Raw genomic sequence first — 6,351 nt, 5'->3', positions numbered from 1 at the left:
GCACTCACCCTGCTCCGCGACGGCATCAACTCCCAGCTCGACCCCGAGCAGCTGCCGACCCACGCGCGCCAGGACGGGTGCATCGCGCGGCGCCGCCACACCTACTACAACGACGTGGCCGCCCGCGGCAACCTGCACAGCCGCCTCACGCACACCACGCCGCTCGGCACTCCGCTGCGCGCCGCCGGCTGACCCCGCGCCGCACCGCTTCGACTACCGACCCATTCGGTCGGTGACGCGCGCCTATCCCGCGGGCCGCGTCCGGGAGCCCCCACCTCACCCGGTGGGGGCTCCCTGCTGTGCGGCGTCGCTCAGCAGGGCGTCCAGAAGATCGTTGCCGACGCCGCCGGGCGGGACGCCGTCGCGCGCGACCGACGCCACCGCGGCCTGGATCCGCGCGTTCAACGGCGTCGGGACGCCGTGCAGACGGCCCAGCAGCACGATCTCGCCGTTGAGGAAGTCGGCCTCGGTGTCGCCGGACGCGCGGCTCAGGCTCTGCCGGGTGGAGCTGCCGCCGTACCGGTCGAGCAACGCCGGGGCGAGCCCGAAGGCGCTCAGATCGACCTCCGGGTCGTCGCGGGAGTCGGCGGGGTCGAGCCCGGCCGCCGCCAGTACCCGCCGAGCCTCCGCACGCAGCGCGTGGTTCAGCGCACCGGCGCGGTCGTCGTCGGGGAACAGCGCGTCCGCGGCGTTCCCGAGGTTGGCCAGCAGCTTCCCGGCCTTCCAGCGCGGCAGGTCCTCGACGAGACGGACGACGAAGTCGGCTCGGCGCAGGTCGTCGGCCCACTGGTCGGCGTCGGGATCGAGGCCGCCCGGGTACCGGCCGAGCCAGAACGTGCCGACCTGGGGCTGCCCCGGCGCCACGACCTCTCCCGGGCGCAGGTAGCTGCTCGGCATCCACACCGAGGCGCCCGACACCCGGGCGAACCGGCGCAGCGCCGCCCGCTCGTTCTCCAGCCCGTTCTGCAGGCTGATCAGCGGCAACGTCTCGGCGGCCGTGGTGGCGCCGGTCACCGGCCGCCAGGCCCACTCCTGCAGGACGTCCTCGGTGGCCTGGGTCTTGGTGGCGACGACGAGCACGTCGCCGGTCCGGAGCTCGAGCTCGGCGGCGGACTCGACGACCGGTAGCCGGACCTGGCGGTCGCCGTCGGGGCGGGCGTAGGTGAGCCCGTGCTCGCGGATCGCGCGGGCGTGCGCGCCGCGGGCGACGAGCACGACGTCGGCGCCGCTCTCGTGGAGCTGGGCGGCGACGGGGGCGCCGATCGCTCCGGCCCCGATCAGGACGTAACGGGTCACGGTTCGCGTTCCTTTCGCAGAGCCAACGCGGCAGCGCAGACTAAACACGTGGTGCCGGCGACGACCATCGCCGCCCGCGGGGACAGCGCGTCGGCGATCCAGCCGATCAGCAGTGCCCCGATCGGTGTCGTCCCGAACCAGCCCAGCGTCAGCAGCGTCATCATCCGGCCGAGCATCGCCGGAGCGGAGGACTGCTGCACCAGCGCGGTGACCGAGGACTGGTAGAGCGTGATCGCCATACCCATCACCGGCAGGACCGCGAGGAACAGGACGAGGGTCGGGGCGGCGCCCGCGGCGACGATCGTCGCGCCGAGGCCGACGCAGGCCAGGGCCGTGCGTCGCCGGGTGACCACCGCTCCCACGCCGAACAGGCCGCCGAGCACCGCGCCGACCGCGTCGGTGGAGTACGCCAGCCCGACGGTGCCGGAGCCGCCGTCGTAGGTGAACGTGACCATCGCCGCGAGCATCACCCCGAAGTTGAAGGTGAGACAGCCGATGAGGGCGTTGGCCAGCAGTGCGGAACGCAGGTCCGGGCTCCGCCACGCGTACCCGAGCCCCAGACCGCCGCCGGGTCTCGTCGGCTCCCCGCTGCTCTCCGCGGGTGCGGTGGCCGGTCCGTCGGCGGCGGTGGCGCGGAGGCGGGGGAGCAGCGCGAGGGCGACGACGACCAGGACGTACGAGACGGCGTTGAACCCGAAACACGCCGCCGGCCCGACCGTGGCGTACAGCAGCCCGGCGAGCGCGGGACCGCCGAGCCGCGCGACCGCGTTGCTGGCGGTGACCAGGCCGATCGCACTGGGCCGGTGGTCCTCGTCGACGGTGCGGGGCAGCAGCGTGTAGACGCCGGGCCGGTCGAACGCGCCGGCCACCCCGAACAGGCCGACCGCGACCATCACGGCCCAGAGCGGAGCGTGTCCGGTCGCGGCGAGCGCGGCCAGCCCGAGCGCGGTCACCCCACCGGCCACCCCGGTCGTGAGCAGCACGCGGCGGACGTCGAACCGGTCCAGGACGCGCCCGGTGACCGGCCAGAGCACGAGCATCGGCGCGAACTGGATCGCGGTCACGAGCCCGAGCGCGGCCGCGCTGCCGGTCAGGTGCAGCACCAGCAGCGAGGTCGCCAGGTTCTGCGACCAGGTACCCACCCCGGAGACGATCTGCGCGGCGAACAGCGCCCGGAACGCGGGCACACGGAGCGCGCGGGTGCCGGCGAACGCCGCACGCAGGCGCGGAGCCCGGCTCGCCGTCCCGCCGTCCGTCCGCGCCACTGCACCACTGTCCGTCAGCCGCGGCGACGGTCACCGGCGGGGGGCCTGGTTGGCTCCACCAACTGTGACGAACGGGTCAGCCACCGGCTCCGACGGTGAGCGACGGCCCGGGTCCGCCCGGGATGGGGATCGGCGACAGCGTCGCCCCGGTCGTGTCCGCCGAGGGGCGTGTCCAGCCCGGCGTCCCGGGCGACTCGGTGACCCGCCACCCGGGCGGCGGCGCCGAGCGCGGCGTCGGTATCGCCGTGCGCACCGCACCGGGCGGCGGCGCGTTCTCCTCGGCCGGCACCACCACCCCGGCGGCGGGGGCGGCCGCGGCGAGCAGCCGGTGGTGGGCGGCGACCACCGGGCGCAGTTCACGCGCGAGGGTCTTCACCGCGGCCGAGGAACCCGCGCGGAGCTCGGCCTCCACCAGCGCGCTCGCCCGGTGGTGCGCGGTGATCTGCGTACTCACCCAGAGCTCGTCGAACTCGGCGACGGCGGCGGCCCGGTACCGCGCCTCGACCGCCTCCTGCGCGGCGTCCGGCGCGGCCGGGAGCACGACGTCGAGCGCGACCGCGGCCTGGGAGAGCCGCAGGTCGAGCGCGGTGTGGTCGGCGATCCAGCGGGCGGCGAGGTCGCGCACGCTGGTGGTGGTGGACCGCTGCCGCGCGATCCGCGCGCCGCTGATCTCGGCCAGGTGGCCCTGGTGCGCGGAGCGGAGGAACAGCCGGTCCTGCGCGTTCAGCCCGGCGTCGGTCGCCCCGACGGCCGCCACCCCGCCACCGATCAGCCCGGCGAACGTGAGCGCGGCGATGATGCGTCGCATGGTGAGGTCCCCTTTCGGCATTTATGTCGGAAAAGGGGTGCCCGCCCATGCGCGTCTTAACGGAGCCGTTCCGGCGCTGGTCAGTCCGCGGTGTCGGTGCTGCGCGCGGCGAGGCGGTCGTGACGCTGGGATGCGGCCTGCGCACTGCCGAGCCCGAGGCCGAACGCGATGTCGGCCCAGGTCATCCCGCGCCCTCGCGCCATGCTCAGCACGCTGAGCTCCAACTCGTCGAGTTCGGCGCGCACCAGTGGGATCAGCGTGAGCGCGGCGGTGAGGTCGTCGACGTCGACCGGAGGTTCGTCCTCCCGGTACGCCGCCGAACCGCCGGCCAGGAAGGCGACCAGCCGCACCGCCTCGTGCGGCCCGAGCACCGCGCCGTTGACCTGGCGGGCCCGGTCGGCGTCGGTGGCCGCGTGCCGTTCGGCCAGGCGGAACAGGGCGGTGTACGTGCGTTCGGCGCGAGCCCGGCTCGCGCTCGGCGGGGTGAATGCGTCAGCCATGCGCTCCAGTCTACACATCTCGTTGTCAACGGTACGTTGAATATTCGAACCTGTGGACGACGCGCGCGCCGCCGGGCGGCGGACGCTACGGTTTCGCACGGAGAACGGAACCGAGCCGGCTGACCAGTCGGCGCAGAGGAGAAGGCGGAGCTGCGTGGGAACAGAATCGGTGGGGGCACGCGAGTCGGGCCCGGCCGGTGTCGGGCTGACCGGAGCGGCGTCGATCGGTCGGCGCATCGCCGACGAGCTCGGTGTCGCGGAACGGCAGGTCGATGCCGCGGTCGGCCTTCTCGACGGTGGCTCGACGGTGCCGTTCATCGCCCGGTACCGCAAGGAACAGACCGGCGCTCTCGACGACGCCCAGCTGCGCACGCTCGAGGAGCGCCTGGGTTACCTGCGTGAGCTCGAGGAGCGGCGCGGCGCGATCGTCGAGTCGATCCGCGGTCAGGGCAAGCTCGACGACGCGTTGCTCGAGCGCATCCAGGCGGCCGACTCGAAGGCCCGCCTGGAAGACATCTACGCCCCCTACAAGCCGAAGCGCCGCACCAAGGCGCAGATCGCGCGCGAGGCGGGCCTCGAGCCGCTGGCCGACACGCTGCTGGCCGAGCCCTCGAACGACCCGCAGGAACTCGCCGCCGGGTACGTCGACGCGGAGAAGAACGTCGCCGACGTCGCGGCCGCGCTCGACGGTGCCCGCTCGATCCTCGTCGAGCGCTTCGGCGAGGACGCCGACCTCATCGGCGAGCTGCGTGAGCGCATGTGGGAGCGCGGGCACGTCGCGTCGCGGGTCCGGGAGGGCAAGGAGGAGGCCGGCGCCAAGTTCGCCGACTACTTCGCGTTCTCCGAGCCCTACACGCGCCTCCCGTCGCACCGCATCCTGGCGCTGTTCCGCGGCGAGAAGGAGGAGGTGCTCGACCTCGATTTCGCGTCCGAGGCACCGCTTCCCGACGACGCACCGCCGCCCACCGGCGCGAGCGACTACGAGGTACGCATCGCCGCCCGCTTCGGCATCCGCGACGCCGGGCGCCCGGCCGACCGGTGGCTGATCGACTGCGTCCGCTGGGCGTGGCGCACCCGCATCCTGGTGCGCCTCGGCATCGACCTGCGGCTGCGCCTGCGCCAGTCCGCCGAGGACGACGCGGTCACCGTGTTCGCCGGCAACCTGCGTGATCTGCTGCTGGCCGCACCCGCGGGCACCCGCGCGACGATGGGGCTCGACCCGGGCCTGCGTACCGGCGTGAAGGTCGCGGTCGTCGACGGCACCGGCAAGGTCACCGCCACCGACACGATCTACCCGCACGAGCCGCGCCGCCGGTGGGACGAGTCGATCGCGACGCTGGCCCGGCTGGCCGCGGCCCACGGCGTCGAGCTGATCGCGATCGGCAACGGCACCGCGTCGCGCGAGACCGACAAGCTGGCCGCCGAGCTCATCGCCAAGCACCCCGAGCTGACGCTGACCAAGGTCGTGGTCTCCGAAGCCGGCGCGTCGGTGTACTCGGCGTCCGCGTACGCCTCCGCGGAGCTGCCCGGGCTCGACGTGTCCCTGCGCGGCGCGGTCTCGATCGCCCGCCGCCTCCAGGACCCGCTGGCCGAGCTGGTGAAGATCGACCCGAAGTCGATCGGGGTCGGCCAGTACCAGCACGACCTGTCCGAGCTGAAGCTCTCGAAGTCGCTCGACGCGGTCGTCGAGGACTGCGTGAACGCGGTCGGTGTCGACCTGAACACCGCGTCGGTGCCCCTGCTGGCGAGGGTGTCTGGCATCACGACCGGCCTGGCCGAGAACATCGTGGTCCACCGCGACGCCAACGGCCCGTTCCGTTCCCGCGCCGGCCTGTCCGCGGTGCCGCGCCTGGGCCCGAAGGCGTTCGAACAGTGCGCGGGCTTCCTCCGCATCCCCGGCGGCGCCGACCCGCTCGACTCCACCAGCGTGCACCCCGAGGCCTACCCGGTCGTGCGCCGCATCGTCGAGACCACCGGCAGCGACGTCAGCGGCCTCCTCGGCAACACCACCACCCTGCGGGCCTTGAAGCCCACTGACTTCGTCGACGAGCGGTTCGGTCTGCCCACCGTCACCGACATCCTCGCCGAGCTGGAGAAACCCGGCCGCGACCCCCGTCCGGAGTTCAAGACCGCGACGTTCACCGAGGGCATCGAAACCCTCTCCGACCTGAGCCCGGGCCTGGTGCTCGAAGGCGTCGTCACCAACGTGGCCGCGTTCGGCGCCTTCGTCGACGTGGGCGTTCACCAGGACGGCCTGGTCCACGTGTCGGCGATGTCCAAGACCTTCGTCAACGACCCCCGCGACGTGGTGAAGCCCGGCGACATCGTCCGCGTGAAGGTCCTCGACGTCGACGTGCCACGCAAGCGCATCTCGCTGACGCTGCGCCTGGACGACGAGGCCGGCGCTTCCGCCCGAGGCACCCGCCCCCAGCCCGGCGCCCGCGGCCGCGGCGGTCCCGGCCAGGCCGCCGCCGGCCGAGGC

General features: G+C 73.9%; 5 protein-coding genes and 1 pseudogene. 2 read left to right on the top strand and 4 right to left on the bottom strand.

The genetic code is table 11. From position 1 onward, the window contains the following. A pseudogene (locus ABD437_RS38885) lies at window positions 1-192 on the top strand (sigma-70 family RNA polymerase sigma factor); the annotation flags it as partial. Between the two features lie 84 nt (window positions 193-276). On the opposite strand, the gene ABD437_RS38880 reads toward ABD437_RS38885, so the two are convergent. The 4 genes from ABD437_RS38880 to ABD437_RS38865 all read right to left on the bottom strand — a co-directional run bounded on the left by ABD437_RS38880 (window position 277) and on the right by ABD437_RS38865 (window position 3,869). Next, window positions 277-1,296 (bottom strand): ketopantoate reductase family protein, encoded by a 1,020-nt coding sequence (locus ABD437_RS38880; RefSeq protein WP_344653989.1) that lies wholly within the window; start codon window positions 1,294-1,296, stop codon window positions 277-279. Then, window positions 1,293-2,561, bottom strand: a complete 1,269-nt coding sequence (locus ABD437_RS38875; protein ID WP_344653988.1) for an MFS transporter — start codon at window positions 2,559-2,561, stop codon at window positions 1,293-1,295. Before ABD437_RS38875 ends, ABD437_RS38880 begins: the two co-directional genes overlap by 4 nt. A gap of 76 nt (window positions 2,562-2,637) precedes the next feature. Then, complete coding sequence (locus tag ABD437_RS38870; protein WP_344653987.1) at window positions 2,638-3,369, bottom strand: DUF4142 domain-containing protein; 732 nt, start codon at window positions 3,367-3,369, stop codon at window positions 2,638-2,640. Between the two features lie 80 nt (window positions 3,370-3,449). After that, complete coding sequence (locus ABD437_RS38865) at window positions 3,450-3,869, bottom strand: DNA-binding protein (protein ID WP_344653986.1); 420 nt, start codon at window positions 3,867-3,869, stop codon at window positions 3,450-3,452. Window positions 3,870-4,074: 205 nt separating this feature from the next. On the opposite strand from ABD437_RS38865, the gene ABD437_RS38860 reads away from it, so the two are divergent. Then, on the top strand, window positions 4,075-6,351 hold a 2,277-nt coding region (locus tag ABD437_RS38860), incomplete at its 3' end, for a Tex family protein (protein WP_344654001.1).

This window comes from Cryptosporangium japonicum (assembly GCF_039524755.1).
Classification (GTDB): Bacteria; Actinomycetota; Actinomycetes; order Mycobacteriales; family Cryptosporangiaceae; genus Cryptosporangium; species Cryptosporangium japonicum.
The sequence above is the reverse complement of the archived record's forward strand: the minus strand, read 5'-3'. Positions and strand labels throughout refer to the sequence as shown.

Coding starts and splice junctions, on each gene's coding strand:
- ABD437_RS38870 (WP_344653987.1), bottom strand. CDS start 3,369: ATGCGACGCATCATCGCCGCGCTCACGTTCGCCGGGCTGATCGGTGGC.
- ABD437_RS38865 (WP_344653986.1), bottom strand. CDS start 3,869: ATGGCTGACGCATTCACCCCGCCGAGCGCGAGCCGGGCTCGCGCCGAA.